The organism is Pseudomonas sp. 910_23 (assembly GCF_052850795.1).
Genome location: NZ_VXCZ01000006.1, coordinates 187,820 through 208,024 on the forward strand (window position 1 = coordinate 187,820; position 20,205 = coordinate 208,024).

The 20,205-nt window shown below is 59.3% G+C and carries 21 protein-coding genes; 2 read left to right on the forward strand and 19 right to left on the reverse strand.

The window, feature by feature from the left end:
- Nucleotides 1–2: 2 nt before the first annotated feature.
- Both FW800_RS09435 and leuA read left to right on the forward strand, forming a co-directional pair.
- Nucleotides 3–821, forward strand: a complete 819-nt coding sequence (locus FW800_RS09435) for a M23 family metallopeptidase (RefSeq protein WP_032879612.1) — start codon at nucleotides 3–5, stop codon at nucleotides 819–821.
- 323 nt (nucleotides 822–1,144) lie between these two features.
- The gene (gene leuA, locus FW800_RS09440) at nucleotides 1,145–2,824 is read left to right on the forward strand and encodes a 2-isopropylmalate synthase (protein ID WP_446437478.1); all 1,680 of its coding nucleotides are present in this window, start codon (nucleotides 1,145–1,147) and stop codon (nucleotides 2,822–2,824) included.
- A gap of 161 nt (nucleotides 2,825–2,985) precedes the next feature.
- Here leuA and FW800_RS09445 read toward each other — a convergent pair whose 3' ends face one another.
- From FW800_RS09445 to iscR, 19 genes are all read right to left on the reverse strand, one after another.
- Nucleotides 2,986–3,777, reverse strand: a complete 792-nt coding sequence (locus FW800_RS09445; protein WP_032879610.1) for an amidohydrolase — start codon at nucleotides 3,775–3,777, stop codon at nucleotides 2,986–2,988.
- Nucleotides 3,765–4,913: a pyridoxal phosphate-dependent aminotransferase gene (locus FW800_RS09450; protein ID WP_446437479.1), complete on the reverse strand. Its 1,149-nt coding sequence runs from the start codon at nucleotides 4,911–4,913 to the stop codon at nucleotides 3,765–3,767. The genes FW800_RS09445 and FW800_RS09450 overlap by 13 nt, the downstream gene beginning before the upstream one ends.
- A 134-nt stretch (nucleotides 4,914–5,047) precedes the next feature.
- Nucleotides 5,048–6,517: a ribosome biogenesis GTPase Der gene (gene der / locus FW800_RS09455; RefSeq protein ID WP_005791167.1), complete on the reverse strand. Its 1,470-nt coding sequence runs from the start codon at nucleotides 6,515–6,517 to the stop codon at nucleotides 5,048–5,050.
- A 134-nt stretch (nucleotides 6,518–6,651) separates the two neighbouring features.
- On the reverse strand, nucleotides 6,652–7,803 hold the full coding sequence (gene bamB / locus FW800_RS09460; RefSeq protein WP_005791169.1) for an outer membrane protein assembly factor BamB: 1,152 nt from the start codon (nucleotides 7,801–7,803) through the stop codon (nucleotides 6,652–6,654).
- A complete protein-coding gene (locus FW800_RS09465) occupies nucleotides 7,796–8,437 on the reverse strand; it encodes a YfgM family protein (RefSeq protein ID WP_003194010.1) in 642 nt (213 codons plus the stop codon). Before FW800_RS09465 ends, bamB begins: the two co-directional genes overlap by 8 nt.
- 41 nt (nucleotides 8,438–8,478) lie before the next feature.
- A complete protein-coding gene (gene hisS, locus FW800_RS09470) occupies nucleotides 8,479–9,768 on the reverse strand; it encodes a histidine--tRNA ligase (protein ID WP_446437480.1) in 1,290 nt (429 codons plus the stop codon).
- Nucleotides 9,769–9,791: 23 nt separating this feature from the next.
- Entirely contained in the window at nucleotides 9,792–10,901 is a 1,110-nt protein-coding gene (gene ispG, locus FW800_RS09475; protein WP_003175952.1) for a flavodoxin-dependent (E)-4-hydroxy-3-methylbut-2-enyl-diphosphate synthase, read from the reverse strand.
- Between the two features lie 2 nt (nucleotides 10,902–10,903).
- The gene (locus FW800_RS09480) at nucleotides 10,904–11,902 is read right to left on the reverse strand and encodes a RodZ domain-containing protein (RefSeq protein WP_446437481.1); all 999 of its coding nucleotides are present in this window, start codon (nucleotides 11,900–11,902) and stop codon (nucleotides 10,904–10,906) included.
- Nucleotides 11,902–12,660: a type IV pilus biogenesis/stability protein PilW gene (gene pilW / locus FW800_RS09485; RefSeq protein ID WP_446437482.1), complete on the reverse strand. Its 759-nt coding sequence runs from the start codon at nucleotides 12,658–12,660 to the stop codon at nucleotides 11,902–11,904. The genes FW800_RS09480 and pilW overlap by 1 nt, the downstream gene beginning before the upstream one ends.
- Before the next feature lie 12 nt (nucleotides 12,661–12,672).
- A complete protein-coding gene (gene rlmN, locus FW800_RS09490; RefSeq protein WP_005791178.1) occupies nucleotides 12,673–13,821 on the reverse strand; it encodes a 23S rRNA (adenine(2503)-C(2))-methyltransferase RlmN in 1,149 nt (382 codons plus the stop codon).
- A 29-nt stretch (nucleotides 13,822–13,850) separates the two neighbouring features.
- Nucleotides 13,851–14,276, reverse strand: coding sequence for a nucleoside-diphosphate kinase (gene ndk / locus FW800_RS09495; protein ID WP_003175956.1), 426 nt, complete (start codon nucleotides 14,274–14,276; stop codon nucleotides 13,851–13,853).
- Between the two features lie 92 nt (nucleotides 14,277–14,368).
- Entirely contained in the window at nucleotides 14,369–14,569 is a 201-nt protein-coding gene (gene iscX, locus FW800_RS09500; RefSeq protein WP_032879605.1) for a Fe-S cluster assembly protein IscX, read from the reverse strand.
- Between the two features lie 14 nt (nucleotides 14,570–14,583).
- Nucleotides 14,584–14,925: an ISC system 2Fe-2S type ferredoxin gene (fdx, locus tag FW800_RS09505; RefSeq protein ID WP_005791182.1), complete on the reverse strand. Its 342-nt coding sequence runs from the start codon at nucleotides 14,923–14,925 to the stop codon at nucleotides 14,584–14,586.
- A gap of 3 nt (nucleotides 14,926–14,928) precedes the next feature.
- Nucleotides 14,929–16,791 (reverse strand): Fe-S protein assembly chaperone HscA, encoded by a 1,863-nt coding sequence (gene hscA, locus FW800_RS09510; protein ID WP_446437483.1) that lies wholly within the window; start codon nucleotides 16,789–16,791, stop codon nucleotides 14,929–14,931.
- Nucleotides 16,792–16,842: 51 nt separating this feature from the next.
- Nucleotides 16,843–17,364 carry a co-chaperone HscB gene (gene hscB / locus FW800_RS09515; RefSeq protein ID WP_005791186.1) on the reverse strand — a complete coding sequence of 174 codons (522 nt, stop codon included), beginning with the start codon at nucleotides 17,362–17,364 and terminating at the stop codon, nucleotides 16,843–16,845.
- 8 nt (nucleotides 17,365–17,372) lie between these two features.
- A complete protein-coding gene (gene iscA, locus FW800_RS09520) occupies nucleotides 17,373–17,696 on the reverse strand; it encodes an iron-sulfur cluster assembly protein IscA (RefSeq protein ID WP_003209680.1) in 324 nt (107 codons plus the stop codon).
- A 28-nt stretch (nucleotides 17,697–17,724) separates the two neighbouring features.
- Entirely contained in the window at nucleotides 17,725–18,111 is a 387-nt protein-coding gene (gene iscU, locus FW800_RS09525; RefSeq protein ID WP_003175965.1) for a Fe-S cluster assembly scaffold IscU, read from the reverse strand.
- 99 nt (nucleotides 18,112–18,210) lie between these two features.
- The gene (locus FW800_RS09530) at nucleotides 18,211–19,425 is read right to left on the reverse strand and encodes an IscS subfamily cysteine desulfurase (RefSeq protein ID WP_003194019.1); all 1,215 of its coding nucleotides are present in this window, start codon (nucleotides 19,423–19,425) and stop codon (nucleotides 18,211–18,213) included.
- 50 nt (nucleotides 19,426–19,475) lie between these two features.
- The gene (iscR, locus tag FW800_RS09535) at nucleotides 19,476–19,967 is read right to left on the reverse strand and encodes a Fe-S cluster assembly transcriptional regulator IscR (protein WP_003194020.1); all 492 of its coding nucleotides are present in this window, start codon (nucleotides 19,965–19,967) and stop codon (nucleotides 19,476–19,478) included.
- Nucleotides 19,968–20,205 lie beyond the last annotated feature (238 nt).

Below are 20,205 nucleotides of genomic sequence, written 5' to 3' on the forward strand. Positions count from 1 at the left end.
TGATGCCACGTCTACTGAGTTTGCTGCTGCTGTGCCTGTCCATGAATACCTACGCGGACAGCTATATCACCCGCACCTTGAACAAACCGGTGCCCGGTGGTGTGGCCGTGGTCGAACTGGGACCGGCCGCCACGGCGCCCAAAGCCACATACCAAGGCAAACCGGTGCTGGTGGTCAAAGAACAGGACAACTGGCTAGCCATCGTCGGTATCCCGTTGACGGTCAAGCCTGGTAACGAGCGCATCAGCAGCGGCGGGCGCAATTTGCCGTTTATCGTCGGTTACAAGAAGTACCCGGAACAGCGCATCACGCTGAAGAATAAAAGCCAGGTCAACCCTGACCCAGCCCAGCTCAAGCGCATCGAAGGCGAGTTGGCGGTACAGCTCAAGGCTTACCGCAGTTTCAGCCCCACCCTGCCGAGCAACCTGGTGCTGGACAAACCGGTGAACGGCCCGTTGTCGAGCAAGTTCGGGGTGCGGCGCTTCTTCAACGGCGAAGAGCGCAACCCACATTCGGGCCTCGACTTCGCCGTACCGGCCGGTACGCCGATCAAGACGCCCGCGAACGGCAAGGTGATTCTGGTTGGCAATTACTTCTTCAATGGCAACACGGTATTCGTCGACCATGGCCAGGGTTTTATCAGCATGTTCTGCCATATGTCGAAGATCGACGTGAAGGTGGGCCAGCAACTGGTGCGCGGTGCGGTCGTGGGCAAGGTGGGTTCGACCGGGCGGGCGACGGGGCCGCACATGCACTGGAACGTCAGCCTGAACGATGCACGGGTTGACCCGGCGATCTTTATCGGCGCATTCCAACCCTGAAACACGCGATTGCGCGCCCCATCACCGGAGCGCAATTAAAACCAGCTATCAACTTCAAAACAAGCATAAAATCTCGCTTATCCTGCACAAAGCAGAACTTATCTCAATTTTTATCGACTGCTTGCCATCTTTCACCCCTGCGGTTAGGGTTGAGCTTATGAAAACCTCTCACACCCTCATTCAGCTTCGCCAGCACCGCAGCCTGTGCCTCGTCAGCGCACGACTGCCAGGCTGAATCGATCTGCCTCGTCCCAAGCTTTCTCCCCAAAAACAGTTTCACGGCAGGCCGCCTTTTCTCGGCCCCTACAACAAAGGATTTCCCGATGAGCATGCTCAAAGACCCGTCGTCGAAGTACCGCGCGTTCCCGACCATTGATATTCAGGACCGCACCTGGCCATCGAAGACCATCACCACCGCGCCGATCTGGTGCAGTTCTGACCTGCGGGATGGCAACCAGTCGCTGATCGAGCCGATGGACGCCTCGAAAAAGCTGCGTTTCTGGAAGACCCTGGTATCTGTAGGCGTGAAGGAAATCGAAGCCTCGTTCCCGGCCGCCTCGCAAACCGACTTCGACTTCGTGCGCACCCTGATCGAAGACAACCACATCCCCGAGGACACCACTATCCAGGTGCTGACCCAGGGCCGTGAAGACTTGATCGCACGCACCTTCGAATCCCTGCGCGGCGCCAAAAAAGCCATCGTGCACTTGTACAACGCCACGTCGCCGTCGTTCCGCCGCATCGTGTTCAACCAGGACAAGGATGGCATCAAGGCTATCGCCGTCAACGCGGCCAAACTGTTCGTCAAATACGCCGCCCAACAGCCTGAAACCCAGTGGACCTTCGAATACTCCCCGGAAACGTTCAGCGCCACTGAGTTGGAGTTTGCCAAGGAAGTCTGCGACGCAGTGATCGAGGTGTGGAACCCGACGCCCGAGCACAAGATGATCCTCAACCTGCCGGCCACCGTTGAATGCGCCACACCGAACATCTATGCCGACCAGATCGAGTGGTTCGGTCGCCATATCAACCGTCGTGACAGCGTGATCATCAGCCTGCACACCCACAACGATCGCGGCACCGGCGTGGCCGCCACCGAACTGGGCCTGATGGCCGGCGCTGACCGTGTTGAAGGCTGCCTGTTCGGCAACGGCGAGCGTACCGGCAACGTCGACCTGGTGACCGTGGCCCTGAACATGTACACCCAGGGCCTGGATCCGCAACTGGACTTCTCCGATATCGACGGCGTGCGCAAAGTCGTTGAAGAGTGCAACCAGATCCAGGTGCACCCGCGTCATCCTTATGTGGGCGACCTGGTACACACCGCGTTTTCCGGCTCCCACCAGGACGCGATCCGCAAAGGCTTCTCCCAGCAGAAAGACGATGCGCTGTGGGAAGTGCCGTACTTGCCGATCGACCCGGCGGACATTGGCCGCAGCTACGAAGCGGTGATTCGCGTAAACAGCCAGTCGGGCAAAGGTGGCATCGCCTACCTGCTGGAGCAGGAATACGACATCAGCTTGCCGCGTCGTATGCAGATCGAGTTCAGCCAGGTCGTGCAGGCCGAAACCGACCGCGTGGGCCTTGAGATGACTGCGCCGCAGATCTACGCCTTGCTGCAGCGTGAATACCTGCAAGCCAACACCCCGTACGCGCTGGTCAGCCATCGCCTGCAGGAAGAGAACGGCAACAGCTTTGTCGAGGTGGAAGTTTCCGGCAAGGGCCAGGGCGAAACCAACCTGCACTGGAAAGGCAAAGGCAACGGCGCGCTGGAAGCCTTGGTGGCCGGCCTGCCGATTGGCGTGGAGATCATGGACTACAACGAACATGCCATCGGTGCGGGCACCAATGCCAAGGCGGCCGCCTACATTGAACTGCGCGTGAACGGCGAACGTCCGGTGCATGGTGTGGGCATTGATGAAAACATCACCACCGCCAGCTTCAAGGCGCTGTTCAGTGCGCTGAACCGCTCGCTGAGCCAGTTGGAAGCCAAAGCGGCGTAATCGGCTGCTGAAATGTGAAAGGCCCCTGGGTGTGAATCCAGGGGCCTTTTTGCTTTGGGGTTATGGTGGCGCTGATGGCCCTATCGGGAGCAAGCCCCCTCCCACATTTGAATGTATTCGCAAATCAAAGTGGGAGGGGGCTTGCTCCCGATAGCGGTTTATCAGACAAACTGAAAGCTATCGGCATCCAGGTTCGCTGGAAACCTGGTGCGATAAGCAGCCAGCTCCGCTGCATCCAGAATCACCTGGAACACCCCGTCCGCCTCCCCTGCACTCAGCAAGGTTTCACCCTGGAAATCCAGCACCTGGCTGTCGCCTGTATAGGCAAATCCTTTGCCATCCGTGCCTACCCGATTCACGGCAGCCACATAGCACAGGTTTTCAATCGCCCGCGCCGGCAACAAGCGGTTCCAATGCTGACGACGTGCACCGGGCCAATTAGCGGTGTACAGCAGCAAGTCGGTGTCCTGGGCATCGCGACTCCATACCGGGAAGCGCAGGTCGTAGCAAATCAGTGGGCGAATGCGCCAGCCCTTTAACTCAAACTGCACCTGGCGTTCGCCGGGGGTGTAGTGATCGTGCTCACCGGCCATGCGAAACAGGTGACGCTTGTCGTAATGCAACACCTCACCATCCGGCCTTGCCCACAACAGGCGGTTGCGGTGGCTACCGTCGGCGGCCTGGATAATCACGCTGCCAGTGATCACCGCGTTGTATTTGGTTGCCTGCGCCTGGAGCCAGTGATGGGTCGGCCCCTTTTCCGGCTCGGCGAGGGTGGCTGACTCCATGGAGAAACCGGTGGTGAACATCTCCGGCAGTATGATCAGGTCCGCACCATTGGCCTGCTCCAGCAGCAGCTCAAAATGCTCAAGGTTAGCCTGACGGTCATGCCACACCAGGCTGGTCTGGATCAGGGCGATGTTCAGATTGGGCAGTGCACTCAGATCACGCATAGCTTTTCGGCTGCTTGTTGCAGCGTCTCCTCGCGTTTGGCAAAGCACAGACGCACCAGGCGCTGGCCTTGGGGTGGGTTCTGGTAGAACACCGAGACCGGTATGGTCGCCACGCCGTGTTCGCGGGTCATCCACAAGGACATGGCAATGTCATCCAGGTCTGGGCGAATCTGTGAGTAATCCACCAGTTGGAAATAAGTGCCGCTCACCCGGGTAAAACTGAAGCGGGATGGCCCCAGCAGGTCGCAAAACATGTCGCGCTTGGCCTGGTAAAAGGCCGGCAGTTCTTCGACATGCTCCGGGTGATCAGCCATGAAGTCAGCCAAAGCGTACTGCAAAGGGGTCACGCCGCAAAAGTTGACATATTGATGCACCTTGCGCAGTTCGGCAGTCAGAGCCGGCGGCGCGACCACGTAACCGGTTTTCCAGCCGGTCACGTGATAGGTCTTGCCGAAGGAGCTGACCACGAAGGCGCGCTGATACAGCTCCTGATGGGCCAATATGCTGACGTGAGGCACACCGTCGAACACCAGGTGTTCGTAGACCTCATCGCTGACCAGGTAGATATCGCGGTCGCGGATCAGTTCGGCCAACTGGTCCAGCTCGGCGCGGCTGATCAGCGCACCAGTGGGGTTATGTGGCGAGTTGATGATGATCATGCGGGTGCGCGGCGACAGCACCGCCTTGATCTGCTCGAAGTCGAGGGCAAAACCGTCCAGGCTCAGTTGCACATGCACGCAACGACCACCGGCCAGTTCCACCGAGGGCTCATAGCTGTCGTAGCTGGGGTCGAACACGATGACTTCATCGCCACTGCGAATCACCGCCTGGATCGCGCAGAAGATCGCCTCAGTGGCGCCAGGGGTGATGGTCACCTCGCTGTCGGCATCGACTGCGGCGCCATAACTGCGAGCAATCTTGGCGGCCACCTGCTGACGCAACACGGGCAAGCCGGTCATGGGCGCGTACTGGTTGTGACCCAGAGCGATATGCTTGCCCACTGCATCGAGTAAACCTTGCGGGCCATTGAAATCCGGGAAACCCTGGGACAGGTTGAGCGCGCCGGTTTCAGCCGCAAGTTGCGACATAGTGGTGAAAATGGTCGTGCCGACATTCGGCAGCTTGCTGGTGATCATCGGAGGCCCCTGCAGGTGAGCCCCAAGTTTTAAGCTGCCAATTGCACCGGGTCAAGGCACAAACGGCCGCGCACAAAAAAGGGCTCCAAAGGAGCCCTCTCTTGCAGCGTGTCGCTTACAACACAAAGCTGCCGTTATTTCTTGTCACGGCGCTTCTTGTCGGCCTTCTTGTGGTGAGTCATCAAACGACGCTTCTTGTTCACCTGACGGTCGGTCAGTGTGTTCTTGTTGCCTTCGTATGGGTTCTCGCCACCCTTGAACTCGATACGGATCGGCGTACCGACCAGTTTCAAGACTCGGCGGTAAGTGTTTTCCAGGTAACGCACGTAGGACTTGGGCACCTTCTCGATCTGGTTACCGTGGATCACGATAATCGGCGGGTTGGCACCACCCAAGTGGGCGTAACGCAGTTTGATCCGACGGTTGTTGACCATCGGCGGTGCGTGCTCGCCCACGGCGTCTTCGAGGATCTGGGTCAGACGGTTGGTCGGCCAGCGGGTGACCGCGGACTTGAACGAGTTCTGTACCGAGGCGTAGAGGTTACCCACGCCAGTACCGTGCAGTGCCGAGATAAAGTGGATATCGGCGAACTCGACGAAGAACAACCGACGCTGCAGTTCGATCTTGACGAAATCGCGCTCGCTCGGCGTCATGCCGTCCCACTTGTTGATCGCGATCACCAGGGCCCGACCGGCTTCCAGGGCAAAGCCCAGCAAGTTGAGGTCGTGGTCCACCACGCCTTCGCGGGCGTCCATCACGAAGATCACCACGTTGGCGTCTTTGATCGCTTGCAGGGTTTTGACCACGGAGAACTTTTCAACTTCTTCGTGGATCTTGCCGCGCTTGCGCACACCAGCGGTGTCGATCAGCGTGTACTTCTCGTCGTTACGCTCGAACGGGATGTAGATACTGTCGCGAGTGGTGCCGGGCTGGTCGTAGACGATAACGCGGTCTTCACCGAGCATACGGTTGACCAGGGTCGACTTGCCGACGTTCGGGCGGCCGATGATAGCGATCTTGATACCGTCTTTTTCGCTCGGGCCAGGAATGCGCTTGGCTTCCTCGCCTTCAGCGACGATCTCTTCCTCGCCCTCTTCTTCCTCGACATCATCCTTGGGGAAGTCGCGCAGGGCGATTTCCAGCATCTGGGTGATGCCACGGCCGTGGGCACCCGCGACCGGGATCGCATCACCCAGGCCCATCGGACTGAATTCGGCACGGGCCGCCTCAGGATCGATGTTGTCGATCTTGTTGGCGACCAGATAGGAACGCTTGTTGCGCTTGCGCAGGTGCTCGCCAATCATCTGGTCAGCGGCGGTATAGCCCGCGCGGGCGTCCACCAGGAACAACACGACATCGGCTTCTTCAATGGCCAGCAGCGACTGCTCGGCCATTTTTTCGTCCATGCCATGCTCGTCACCGGAGATACCACCGGTGTCGACAATAATGTAGGAGCGCCCTTGCCACTTTGCCTCACCGTATTGGCGATCACGGGTCAGACCGGACAAGTCGCCGACAATGGCGTCGCGAGTCCTGGTCAGGCGGTTGAACAAGGTGGACTTGCCGACGTTAGGTCGGCCCACCAGGGCGATTACGGGAACCATGCGGCTCTCCACTTCGTTATTTCAGAAAATACAAAAGCCGCTGCAGGGCAGCGGCTGGTGCTCGGGGCAGCATCGTCAGATGCCGCATGCCCCGCAAAAGCAGGGCCGCCTGGGTGTTACCCCAAGCATGGTTCTTACTTGATGGTCAGGGCTTCCAGCTTGCCGCCGTTGCCATACACATAAAGCATGTTACCTACCACCAGCGGACGCGCACGCAGGCCGTCGCTGTCGATACGTTGGCGACCGACAAAGCGACCATCCACCTGGCTCAGCAGGTGCAGGTAACCTTCAAAGTCACCGACTGCTACGTAGCTGGAGAAGACTTCCGGTGCCGACAGTTGGCGGCGAGCCAGCGAGTCGTTGCTCCACAGTGCAGTGGTGGAACGCTCATCGACACTTTCAACGGTGCCGGAGGCCAGGCTCACGTAGACGCTGCCAAACCCTTGGGCGACACCTGCATAGCTGGAAGCATCACGCTGCCAGTTGATGCGGCCGCTTTGCAGGTCCAGCGCGGCAACACGGCCCTGATAGGTGGCCACGTAGAGGGTTTCACCCGACAGCAGCAGGCCACCGTCGATGTCCACGACGCGGTCCAGCTCGGAACGGCCTTGCGGGATAGCCACACGGGTTTCCCACGCCGGCACGCCGTTCTGGGTATCCAGGGCGACTACTTTACCGGTCGACAGGCCAGCCACAGCGAGATTGTTGGTCACAATCGGACCACTGGTACCACGCAGGGTCAACACCGCCGGGGTGCTGTCGTACAACCAGCGTTGGTCGCCAGTGGAGGCATCCAGACCGATCACGCGGTCATCCTGGGTCTGCACCACGACGATATCGCCGTTGGTCGCTGGCGCCGAGAGCACTTCACTGGTCACGCGAGCGCGCCATTTCTCTTCGCCGGTGCTGGAGTCGAGTGCGACCACATCACCTTTGAGCGTACCGATCAGCACCATGCCGTAGCCGACACCCACACCACCGGAAACCGGCAGCTCGAGGTCTTTCTTCCACTTGACGTCGCCGTTCATGCGATCCATGGCAACCACGACGCCAGTGGAATCAGTGGCCACGATGTTGTCGCCGTCGATCGCCGGCTGCAACAGGTTGTAGAGGTCGCCCTGCCCGTCACCAATGGATTGGCTCCATTGTTTTTGCAGGACCACTTCTTCCTTGAAGCTGGTCAGCTCGGCAGGCGGCAGTTCTTTTTTGCTGTTGCTGCTGCAACCCGCGGCCAAAACGGCCAGAGCCAGCAATGCTGCATGTTTCCAACGGATCACGTCACGCATCCCCTTTGGCCAAGTCGTCGAGCTTGATTTGTAAGCCACCGACCGCCGCTTCATCAGACAGCGCCGCCTTGGCTTTTTGGTACGCAGCATGGGCTTCGTCGGTACGACCCAATTGGACCAACAGGTCGCCCTTGAGCTCTTCGCGAGTGGCCACGAATGCCTTGTCAGCATCGCCGTCGAGCAGTTTGAGTGCTTCGTCAGCCTTGTTCTGTGCCGCCAATACCTGTGCCAGGCGCTGACGTGCGATTTCACCCAGGGTCGGGTTGGTCGGTTTGTCGGCAATGGCCTTCAGCTCGGTAGCTGCGTCATCCAGCTTGCCGGTATCGACCGCGACTTTCGCGACGAACAGGCTGCCGTACTGGGCGTAGGTGCTACCGCCGAATTCGTTTTTCAGCTTGCCGGCCAGGTCTGCCACCTGTGCAGGGTCAGGCTTGCCGTCCGGCGTCAGGGTAGTTTCCAGCAATTGCTGGTAAACGATCGAGGCGCCCTGGGATTGGTTGGCCTGATACTTGGTCCAGGCTTGCCAGCCGAACACCACCACTAACGCCAGCAGGCCGCCAGTGACCAGGGGCTTGCCGTTACGCTGCCACCAGTCCTTGAACTCGGCCAGTTGCTCATCATCAGTACTCGACACCCCAATACTCCTTAATCGCTAAATTCGGCTGTTCGACAGCTTCAACCCTGCACGACGCAGGTGGCCAAGTGCGCAGCGAGCGCATCAAAGGCAACGTTCTGTTGTTCACCCTGGCCACGCAGGGGTTTGAAACCTATCACTTGCTGGGCCAATTCGTCATCGCCAAGGATCAGTGCGTACAGCGCACCGCTCTTGTCAGCCTTCTTGAACTGGCTCTTGAAGCTGCCGGCGCCGGCATTGATCTGCAGGCGCAGGTTCGGCAGTTGGTCGCGCACCTTCTCGCTCAAGGCCAGGGCGGCCAGTTCGGCAGCCTCGCCAAAAGCGCACAGGTACACGTCCACCTGACGGAAAATTTCTTCGGGAACCTGTTCAAGGGTTTCCAGCAACAGGATCAGTCGCTCGATACCCATGGCAAAGCCCACGCCCGTAGTCGGCTTGCCGCCCATTTGCTCGACCAGGCCGTCGTAGCGACCACCGGCACACACGGTGCCTTGGGCGCCGAGCTTGTCGGTGACCCACTCGAATACAGTCTTGCTGTAGTAGTCGAGGCCACGCACCAGCTTGGGGTTGATCACGTAGGGAATCCCCGCGGCATCCAGGCGAGCCTTGAGGCCCTCGAAGTGCACGCGGGATTCGTCGTCCAGGTAATCGGCCATTTTCGGTGCGTTGACCAGTACCGCCTGGGTGTCGGCGTTCTTGGTATCCAGAACGCGCAACGGGTTGGTTTTCAGACGGCGCTGGCTGTCTTCGTCCAATTTATCCAGGTGAGCCGACAGGTATTCGACCAGGGCTTCGCGATAGCGGCCCCGGGACTCGCTGGTACCCAGGCTGTTGAGTTCGAGCTTGACCGCATCGCGGATGCCCAGTTGGCCCCACAGGCGCCAGGTCAGCACAATCAGCTCGGCATCGATGTCCGGACCGTCCAGGTTGAAAACTTCGCAACCGATCTGGTGGAACTGGCGATAGCGGCCTTTCTGCGGGCGCTCGTGGCGGAACATCGGGCCGATGTACCAGAGCTTCTGGGTTTGGCCACCACCGGTGATGCCATGTTCCAGTACGGCGCGCACGCACGCGGCAGTGCCTTCCGGACGCAGGGTCAGGGAGTCGCCGTTGCGGTCTTCGAAGGTGTACATCTCTTTTTCGACGATGTCGGTCACTTCACCGATGGAGCGCTTGAACAGCTCGGTGAACTCGACGATCGGCATGCGGATCTGCTTGTAACCGTAGTTATCCAGCAGGCGCGCGACAGTGCTTTCGAAGTAGCGCCACAGTGGCGTCTGCTCCGGCAGGATGTCGTTCATGCCACGAATGGCTTGCAGAGACTTGCTCACATCAAATCCTTAAATTCGTTCAATCAGCCGCGAGCGATCAGCGCTGCGTCAGCGGCGACCTTCTCGGCCGCTTTCTCGCGGATCAGCTTTTCCAGCTCATCCACCAGATTGTCATTCGTTAGCTTCTGCGACGGCTTGCCGTCGATGTAAATCAAATTCGGCGTACCACCGGTCAGGCCCACATGAGCCTCTTTGGCCTCACCCGGCCCGTTGACCACACAACCGATGACTGCGACATCCAGCGGCACCAGCAGGTCTTCGAGGCGCAGCTCCAGGTCGTTCATGGTTTTCACCACGTCGAAGTTCTGCCGCGAGCAGCTCGGGCAGGCAATGAAGTTGATACCACGGGAACGCAAACGCAGGGATTTGAGAATGTCGTAGCCGACCTTCACTTCCTCTACGGGGTCTGCCGCCAGGGAGATGCGGATAGTATCGCCAATCCCTTCGGCGAGCAGCATACCGAGACCCACCGCAGATTTCACTGTGCCTGAGCGCAAACCGCCAGCTTCAGTGATACCCAAGTGCAGTGGTTGCACGATTTCCTTGGCCAGCAGGCGGTAGGCTTCTACCGCCATGAACACATCGGAGGCCTTTACGCTGACCTTGAAGTCCTGGAAATTCAGGCGCTCCAGGTGCTCAACGTGGCGCAGTGCCGACTCGACCAGCGCCGCCGGGGTAGGCTCGCCGTATTTTTTTTGCAGGTCTTTTTCCAGGGAGCCGGCGTTCACGCCAATGCGGATCGGAATCCCACGATCACGGGCAGCGTCCACCACGGCGCGCACGCGGTCTTCGCGACCGATGTTGCCCGGGTTGATACGCAGGCAGTCCACACCCAGCTCGGCCACGCGCAGTGCAATCTTGTAGTCGAAGTGAATGTCGGCAACCAGCGGCACCTTGACCAACTGCTTGATGCGGCCGAAAGCCTCGGCGGCATCCATGTCCGGTACGGAAACCCGCACGATGTCTACGCCGGCCGCTTCCAGGCGATTGATCTGGGCCACGGTGGCGGCCACATCGTTAGTGTCGCTGTTGGTCATGCTTTGCACTGCAATGGGGGCATCGCCCCCCACCGGCACCGAGCCGACCCAGATCTTGCGCGATACGCGACGTTTGATTGGAGATTCGCCGTGCATGACTATTGTCCCAACTTGAGGCGAGCGGTCTCGCCACTGGTGAACGGCGCCACGTCTACAGGCTGGCCGTTGTAGGCCACTTGCGCGCCACGGGCAAAGCCCAGACGCAGCGTCAAAGGAGGCTTGCCGCCCTGGTCAAGCGTATCTCCCTTACGCTTCAAACCGCTGAACAGCACTTTGCCGTTGCCATCGGTGACCTGCGTCCAGCAGTCAGCGATGAAGGTGATCTGTACGCGCCCGTCACCGGCGATCAACGCAGGGGTGGTCGGAGGCGACATTGCTGGCGCTGCCGGTGCGGCTGGCGCAGGCGTCGCGGGTGCGGGTGCGGGTGCGGGTGCGGGTGCCGCAGGAGCTTGAACCACGGGTGCTGCCGGGGTCACCGGCGCCTGTACCGCCGCAGTGTCAGCAGGCGTGGTGCCCACTTGCGGCGCCGGCTGCTCAGCCGTAGCCGGCACTTGCGGTGCGGCCTGCCCTTCGGCAACTGCCTGGTCTTCCGGCTCGTCCAGCGGATGAATCTGGGTGGTGCCATCGGCGCTTTCGACTTCGACGTGCTCCATGGCGTTGCTGGTCAGGTCTTTGTTGCGCTGGGAGGCCTGGTCTTGCCACCAGACGAAACCGCCGCCGACCACGGCAACCAGCAGCAACAGGCTGACAATCCGCAAAATCGTGTGGGAAACCCGCGTTGGCTCTTCGATGCGCCCAAGGCCATGGACATTGCTGCCTTGGGCATCGGTACCGGTGAACTGGTCGAATTCCTGCACCAGCACCGCCTGGTCAATACCCAGCAATTTGGCGTAGGCGCGAATATAGCCACGGGCAAAGGTGTGCCCAGGCAGCTTGTCGAACGCGCCGGCTTCCAGATTGGCCAGGGACGTGCTGGTCAAATTGAGCTTGAGGGCCACTTCCGCCAGCGACCAACCATTGCTTTCGCGGGCCTGACGCAAGGTTTCGCCTGGGTTTACGCGATTAGCTGCTACATCTTCCGGGTGCGCGGCTTTCATCATTGCTCCGACAGGTATTGCTGATATTCCGGCGTACCGGGATAGAGTCGTTCGAGTTGCTGGCCAAAACGTGCGGCCGTGTCGTGTTCTTCATGAACCGTCGCCAGGCGCACACCGAGCAATAGACTACGTGCATTTTGCCCGCTGAGCAGGCTAAAACGCTCGTAATAGTCTCGTGCCGGCACATAATGCCTGTCTTCGTAAGACAACTCAGCCATTTCGAGCAAAGCCCGTGGCTGGCGACTGTTCAGATGCAGGGCTTTTTCCAGCTGCTGACGCGCGCTGTCGCGCTGACCAAGGCGCATCGCGGTCACCCCGAGGTTCTCGAACACCCGCGAACGCTCAGGATAAAGAGTATCGGCGCTGGCTTGCTGGAAATAAGCGGCGGCTTGGTCATACCGTTTCTGCTCGAACAGGAAACTGCCATAGTTGTTCAGCAACCTGGGATCGGCAGGACGGGAAGCCAGGGCCTTGCTGAAATAGCGGTCGGCCAGCTCAGGCTCTGCCTGGGCCTGAAACACCAGAGCCAGTGCGGCGTTGGCATCGGCATCCGCGCTGTCCAGTTCAAGGGCCTTTTTCAGCGGCACCTTGGCTTGCTCGCTCATACCTTGACGCAAATACCCCAAGCCCAATTGCACATAGGCAACCCGCGCCTCATCACGGCCTTTAGTGGTGTACAAAGGGCTGTCATGGCCCGATGAAACACAACCGGCAACGAGGCCGGTAAGCAGTAAAAGCAGCGCAAGGCGCAAGGGCATAGAGATCCTCTCTCAGATTCGATTCACAGCAATTTGCGGCAAATCTTCGGCGGCGTTAAGTTCGCGCACGGCGATATAACGTTCGCTGCGGCGGGTGCGGTCCATCACCTGCCCTACCAATTGGCCACAGGCGGCGTCGATGTCTTCACCACGGGTGGTGCGTACGGTGACGTTGTAGCCGGCCTGGTGCAGTTGATCCTGGAAACGACGGATGGCGTTATTGCTCGGCCGCTCGTAGCCAGAATGTGGAAACGGGTTGAACGGGATCAGGTTGATCTTGCACGGCGTGTTCTTGAGCAACTCGATCATCTCGACCGCGTGCTCGACCTTGTCGTTGATGTCCTTGAGCATGGTGTACTCAATGGTCAGCACACGCTTCTCACCCAAGGTCGCCATGTAACGCTGGCAAGATTCGAGCAGCATCTTAAGCGGATACTTCTTGTTGATCGGCACCAATTGGTTACGCAATGCGTCATTCGGTGCGTGCAACGACAACGCCAGGGAGACGTCGATGTGCTTGGCCAGCTCATCGATCATCGGCACCACGCCGGAGGTCGACAGGGTCACACGGCGCTTGGAGATGCCGTAGCCCAGGTCGTCCATCATCAGGTGCATGGCCGCAATCACGTTGTCGAAGTTCAGCAGCGGCTCACCCATGCCCATCATCACCACGTTGGTGATGGCACGGTCGACGGTCGCCGGGACGCTGCCAAAGGATTTGTTGGCAATCCACACCTGGCCGATGACTTCGGCGGCGGTGAGGTTGCTATTGAAGCCTTGCTTGCCGGTGGAGCAGAAACTGCAATCCAGGGCACAGCCTGCCTGGGACGAAACGCACAAGGTGCCGCGTTTGCCCTGGGGAATGTACACGGTCTCGACGCAGCTGCCGGACGCCACGCGCACCACCCATTTACGGGTGCCGTCGCTGGAGATGTCCTCGCTGACAACCTCGGGACCACGTACCTCGGCAATGGCCTTGAGCTTGTCGCGCAGGGCCTTGCTGACGTTCGTCATGGCGTCGAAATCGTCGACGCCAAAGTGGTGAATCCACTTCATTACCTGACCGGCACGGAAACGCTTCTCCCCGATTGAGTCGAAGAATTTCTCCATTTCCGGCTGAGTCAGACCCAGCAGGTTGGTTTTAACAGTCGATGTAGTCATGGATTCACCCTCACTCTTTAAGCCGATGCTTAGCGAGCGGTTACTTCAGTAGCAGCGAAAAAGTACGAGATTTCGCGAGCAGCAGCGGCTTCGGAGTCCGAACCGTGAACAGCGTTGGCATCGATGGACTCAGCGAAGTCAGCACGAATGGTGCCGGCAGCCGCTTCTTTAGGGTTGGTAGCGCCCATCAGCTCACGGTTCAGAGCGATAGCGTTTTCGCCTTCCAGAACCTGAACAACAACAGGACCGGAGATCATGAAGGCAACCAGGTCGCCGAAGAAGCCACGAGCGCTGTGCTCAGCGTAGAAGCCTTCAGCTTCAGCCTTGGACAGTTGCTTGAGTTTCGAAGCTACAACCTTCAGGCCGGCTTTTTCGAAACGAGTGGTGATCTCGCCGATGACGTTTTTTGCAACAGCGTCAGGCTTGATGATGGAGAAAGTACGTTGAACAGCCATGGTGTAACTCCAGAAACGGTAATTTACGAAAAATTAAACCCGCGAATTATACGCGGGTTATTGGGTATTGCCTAACTGCGTAAAAAGGCGGCTCAGTCTGCTTCTTCGATCCACAGGCCTTGAATCGCCTCCAGGACCTTTTCGCCACCCCGGTCAGGGATGTCGTCAAAATCCGGCAGCGCCATTACGAGGTTGCGCAGCTTGACGAAGTTCACGGTAAGAGGATTGACCTCAGGGTGAGCTTCGGCAAGTTGTATAGCGATTTCTTGTACATCAACCCATTTCAGGCTCATGACAGTTCCTTGAATCAATGCGGCGCTTCGGCGGCATGGTTGAGCGAATATTTCGGAATTTCAACGGTGAGGTCTTCAGTCCCCACTTTCGCCTGGCAACTCAGACGCGACGTCGGCTCCAGCCCCCACGCCCTATCAAGATAGTCTTCTTCCAGGTCGTCAGCCTCATTGAGGCTGTCGAAACCTTTACGAATGATGCAGTGGCAAGTGGTGCAGGCATTGACGCCACCACACGCACTTTCAATCTCGATATGGTTGTCGTGCGCGACGTCAAGCAGGGACTTGCCGGTCTCTGCCTCCACGACCATGCCATCCGGGCAGTGTTCGGCGTGCGGTAGAAAAGTGACCTGCGGCATCAGTTATTCCTCGATTTCATTCAGGTTGCGGCCCGCCAGTGCGGCTTTCACCGTCTGATCCATACGACGGGCGGCAAAGGCATCAGTCACTTGCGACAAGCGCTTGGTCTGTTGCTCGATGGCGTAACCATCGTTGCCTTTCATCAGTTCGGCCAATTCCTGCATCTGCAGGTCGATGACCATGCGCTCTTCGGCATCCAGCAGGCGCTCGCCGTCGGCTTCAAGGGCGCCCTGCACCGCTTCGAGCAGGCGCTGGGCATCCACTTGCTGCTCACGCAGTACGCGGGCAACCTTGTCGTCACCGGCATACTGGAACGAGTCCTTGAGCATTTTGGCGATTTCGCCGTCGGTCAGGCCGTAGGACGGTTTGACCTGGATGCTGGCCTCAACGCCCGAAGCCAACTCACGTGCAGCCACGCTGAGCAGGCCGTCAGCATCAACCTGGAAGGTCACGCGAATCTTCGCCGCACCCGCCACCATGGCCGGGATGCCGCGCAATTCAAAACGCGCCAGGGAGCGGCAGTCGCTGATCAGCTCGCGCTCGCCTTGCAGCACATGAATCATCATGGCCGTCTGGCCGTCTTTGTAGGTGGTGAAATCCTGGGCGCGCGCGACGGGGATGGTGGTGTTGCGTGGAATCACCTTCTCCATCAGGCCGCCCATGGTTTCCAGGCCCAGGGACAAAGGAATCACGTCGAGCAGCAGCAGTTCGCCACCATCGCGCTTGTTACCAGCCAGGGTATCGGCCTGGATTGCGGCGCCAATGGCCACCACTTGATCCGGGTCGATTTCAGTCAACGGCTGGCGACCAAAGGCTTCGGCAACCGCCTCACGCACACGGGGCACGCGAGTGGAGCCACCGACCATGACCACAGCGCCGACATCTTCCAGTTCAATACCGGAGTCACGCACAGCACGACGGCAAGCCTTGAGGCTGCGGGCGACCATCGGCTCGATCAGCGCGTCAAAGGCTTCGCGGGTCAGCTGTGCCGACCAATCACCATACTTGACTTCAACAGATGCAGCATCAGTCAGCGCTTCCTTGGCCGCACAGGCAGTTTGCAGCAAGTTACGCTGCGCGCCCGGGTCCAGGTCGGCAGACAAACCGGCGCTGGTGATGATCCAGCCGGCGATGGCGTGGTCGAAGTCATCGCCGCCCAGGGCACTGTCGCCACCGGTGGCCAGCACTTCGAAAACACCGCCGGTCAGGCGCAGGATCGAAATATCGAAGGTGCCGCCGCCCAGATCATAAATGGCGACCAGGCCTTCAGCGTGCTGATCGAGGCCGTAGGCCACAGCCGCAGCGGTCGGCTCGTTGAGCAGGCGCAGTACATTCAGGCCCGCCAGTTTCGCCGCGTCCTTGGTGGCTTGGCGCTGGGCGTCATCGAAATACGCCGGAACGGTGATCACCGCCCCGACCAGCTCGCCGCCCAAGGTTTTTTCCGCACGCTGGCGCAGCACCTTGAGGATATCAGCCGACACTTCGACCGGGCTTTTCGGGCCCTGGACGGTGTCGATAAACGGCATATGGGACTCACCGCCGACAAAGCGGTACGGCAACTGGTCGCCCAACTGCTTGACGTCGGACAGCCCACGACCCATCAAGCGCTTGACCGACAGCACAGTGTTCAGGGGGTCCGAGGACGCGGCCAACTTGGCCGACTCACCCACTTCGGTACGATCAGGGTGGTAACGCACGGCGGACGGCAGGATCACCTGCCCATCGGCATCGGGCAGCGGCTCGGACAGGCCGCTGCGCAAGGCAGCAACCAGGGAATTGGTGGTGCCCAGGTCAATCCCGACCGCCAGGCGACGCTGGTGCGGTTGAGGGCTTTGGCCGGGTTCGGCGATTTGCAGTAGGGCCATGGTAATCAGGTCTTATCTGTCTATCAGGCGTGCATCACGGGCAGCACTGGGTTAATCGTCGAGGCGCTCTTCTAGCTGGCGCACTTCGTAGGTGAGCTTGTCGAGGAACTGCATACGCCGCATCAGGCGCTCGGCCTGTTCACGTTGCGCCGCATCATCCCAACAGGCCGCAAAGCTTTCGTTGAGCTCGTCCTGGGCGGTTTTCAGACGACGCTTGAAGACCGCGACACCCGCCACATCGGCTTCGTCCTGCAGATCTTCGAGCTCCTCACGCCATTGCATCTGCTGCATCAGGAAGTCCGGGTCATGCACGGTGACTTCCATCGGCAACTCACCGCCCTTCATCGCCAGCAAATAGCGCGCGCGTTTGGGGGGGCTTTTGAGCGTCTGATAGGCTTCGTTGAGGCTGGCCGATTGCTCCAGGGCCAGGCGTTGCTCACGCTCGGAAGCGTCGGCAAAGCGGTCCGGATGCACCCCACGCGCCAGTTCTCGATAGCGCGTGGCAAGCTGCTCGAGGTCCAGCCGAAAGCTCGGCTGCAGCTCGAATAAAGCGAAATGACAAGGAGTACCCACGAGTAGCCTCAGATGTTGAAGCTTTCGCCGCAGCCACATTCACCGCGCACGTTGGGGTTGTTGAACTTGAAGCCTTCGTTCAACCCTTCCTTGACGAAATCGAGCTCGGTGCCGTCCAGGTAGGTCAGGCTCTTGGGGTCGATGATCACTTTCTCGCCGTGACTTTCGAACACCTGGTCCTCTTCAACCACCTCGTCGACAAACTCCAGCACGTAGGCAAGGCCGGAACACCCCGTGGTGCGTACACCCAGACGAATCCCCTCACCTTTACCGCGCCCATTCAGGGAGCGGCGAATGTGCTGCGCTGCCGCTTCTGTCATGCTGATAGCCATCGTTGACTCCTTACTCGTCGCCAAATGCTTAGATCAAGCCTTTCTTCTGCTTGTAGTCGCGAACCGCCGCCTTGATGGCGTCTTCAGCGAGTACCGAGCAGTGGATTTTCACTGGCGGCAGTGCCAGTTCTTCGGCCAGCTGGGTGTTGCTGATGGTGACAGCCTCATCCAGGGTCTTGCCTTTCATCCATTCGGTCGCCAGGGAGCTGGAGGCAATTGCCGAACCGCAGCCATAAGTCTTGAATTTGGCGTCTTCGATAACGCCAGCATCGTTGACCTTGATCTGCAGGCGCATCACATCGCCGCACGCCGGAGCGCCGACCATGCCGGTGCCGACATCAGGATCTTCCGCGTTCATCTTGCCGACGTTGCGCGGGTTTTCGTAGTGGTCGATGACCTTTTCGCTGTAAGCCATGGTACTGAATCCTCACTCATCAGGGCCGCTCTGGAACCCTGTAGAAACGCCTGCGTTTACCGCCACGTTCCTACAGAGCTTGGGTGGCGGCTTCTATATTTAGTGTGCCGCCCACTCGATCTTGGAAATGTCGACACCGTCTTTGTACATGTCCCACAGCGGCGACAGAACGCGCAGCTTGTTGACGGCTTCGCAGACCTTCTGCGCGGCATAGTCGACTTGCTCTTCAGTGGTGAAGCGGCCGAACGTAAAGCGGATCGAGCTGTGTGCCAGTTCGTCGTTGCGGCCCAGGGCGCGCAATACATACGAAGGCTCAAGGGATGCCGAGGTACAGGCCGAACCGGACGAGACCGCCAGGTCCTTGAGCGCCATGATCAGCGACTCGCCTTCGACATAGTTGAAGCTCAAATTCAGGTTGTGCGGTACACGGGCAGTCATGCTGCCGTTGATGTACAGCTCTTCAAGGTTCTCGACCTGCTTGTAGAAGCGATCACTCAGGGCCTTGATACGTACGTTTTCGGCAGCCATGTCTTCCTTGGCTACGCGGAAGGCTTCACCCATGCCGACGATCTGGTGGGTCGCCAGGGTGCCCGAACGCATGCCGCGTTCGTGGCCGCCACCGTGCATGGTCGCTTCGATGCGCACGCGTGGCTTGCGGCTGACGTAGAGAGCGCCGATGCCTTTAGGGCCGTAAGTCTTGTGGGCCGAGAACGACATCAGGTCGACTTTCAGCTTGGACAGGTCGATATCGACCTTGCCGGTAGACTGAGCAGCGTCGACGTGTAGCAACACACCCTTGGAGCGCGTCAGCTCGCCGATGGCGGCGATGTCGTTGATGGTACCGATTTCGTTGTTCACGTGGATCACGGAAACCAGGATGGTGTCTTCACGCATCGCGGCTTCGATCATCGCAGGGGTGACGATACCGTCGGTGGTGGGCTCAAGGTAAGTCACCTCGAAACCTTCACGCTCCAGTTGGCGCATGGTGTCGAGGACAGCCTTGTGCTCAATCTTGGTGGTGATCAGGTGCTTGCCCTTGGTTGCGTAGAAATGCGCCGCACCCTTGATAGCCAGGTTGTCGGACTCGGTAGCACCGGACGTCCAGACGATTTCACGCGGGTCGGCGTTGACCAGATCAGCGACCTGGCGACGCGCGTTCTCGACCGCTTCCTCGGCCTTCCAGCCGAATACGTGGGAACGGGAGGCCGGGTTGCCGAAGTTTCCGTCAACCAGCAGGCATTCGCTCATTTTTTGCGCAACACGCGGATCAACCGGGGTGGTCGCTGAGTAATCAAGGTAAATCGGCAATTTCATGGACTTTCTCCTAAATCAGGCTGGCTGGCACGCCGTTAGCTCTTCGGCTGTCACTCGACGGCGGACGCTTCGATCTTGTCCAGACGCGGCGCCTTGGTATTGCAACGGCGCTGGTCCTGACGCTGGGCTACTTCTTGCACCTCACGGCGAGTCACAAGATCAGCCAAGCTGATACCACTCAAAAACTCATGGATCTGCAGGCTCAAGTCACACCACAAGTGGTGTGTCAGGCAGGTGTCGCCGGCGTGGCAATCACCCAAACCCTGGCATTTGGTGGCATCGACGGATTCGTTGACCGCGTCGATCACCTGGGCCACCTGGATGCCCTGCATGTCGCGGGACAATTGATAGCCACCGCCTGGACCGCGAACGCTGGAAACCAGATTGCTGCGGCGCAATTTGGCGAACAGCTGCTCGAGGTAGGACAGGGAAATGCCTTGGCGCTCGGAGATATCGGCCAGGGACACCGGCCCAGTTTGCGCGTGCAGGGCCAGGTCAAGCATGGCGGTCACCGCGTATCGGCCTTTTGTAGTCAGTCTCATGGACAAGTACCAAGGTGTTTCAGAATGGGAGCAAGTATGCGATTCCCGAGTATTTAAGTCAACTATAAGACCTAGTACTTTAGTCAGGAATACCCGTAAAAAGGGCGCGCGAATCATAGCAGGATGGGGTGGGGTCGAACAGCAGGAACAGGGCCTGGCAGAGATCTCGAGACCAATGGAGATCAAAATGTGGGAGGGGGGCTTGCTCCCGATGACTGAATGTCAGTCACTTATCAGT